Source organism: Cupriavidus mimosae, assembly GCF_023952485.1.
Lineage (GTDB): Bacteria > Pseudomonadota > Gammaproteobacteria > Burkholderiales > Burkholderiaceae > Cupriavidus > Cupriavidus taiwanensis_C.
Genome location: NZ_JALHRY010000103.1, coordinates 1 through 739, shown reverse-complemented (window position 1 = coordinate 739; position 739 = coordinate 1). Strand labels below are relative to the sequence as shown.

Here is a 739-nt window from a genome sequence, read left to right as displayed (position 1 = left end):
AGCCCGGCGCGGTGCTGGTGGGCATGCTCAATCCCTTCGATGCCGAGAACAACGCGCGCATGTCGGCCGCCAACATCACCGCCTTCGCGCTCGAGGCCGCGCCGCGCACCACGCGCGCGCAGAGCATGGACGTGCTGTCGTCGCAGGCCAATATCGCCGGCTACAAGGCCGTGCTGGTGGCCGCGCACCACTACCAGCGCTTCATGCCGATGCTGATGACCGCCGCCGGCACCGTCAAGGCCGCGCGCGTGCTGATCCTGGGCGCCGGCGTCGCCGGCCTGCAGGCCATCGCCACCGCCAAGCGCCTGGGCGCGGTGATCGAAGCGTCCGACGTGCGCCCCGCGGTCAAGGAGCAGATCGAATCGCTTGGCGGCAAGTTCCTCGACGTGCCGTTCCTGACCGACGAAGAGCGCGAGATCGCGCAGGGCGTGGGCGGCTACGCGCGCCCGATGCCGCCGGACTGGATGAAGCGCCAGGCCGAGCTGGTGCACCAGCGCGCCATCCAGGCCGACATCGTCATCACCACCGCGCTGATCCCGGGCCGCAAGGCGCCGGTGCTGCTGCAGGAAGCGACGGTGCAGCAAATGAAGCCGGGCTCGGTGGTGGTCGACCTGGCCGCCGCGCAGGGCGGCAACTGCCCGCTGACGGTGGCCGACCAGGTGGTCAACCACAACGGCGTGATCCTGATCGGCCATACCAACCTGGCCAGCATGGTCGCGGCCGACGCCTCGGCGCTCTA

At 70.5% G+C, this 739-nt stretch carries 1 protein-coding gene; it reads left to right on the top strand.

Translation table 11 applies throughout. From position 1 onward, the window contains the following. Positions 1-739 (top strand): Rossmann-fold NAD(P)-binding domain-containing protein (locus tag MKD50_RS30520; protein ID WP_252669782.1); only part of this gene is annotated, 739 nt, incomplete at both ends.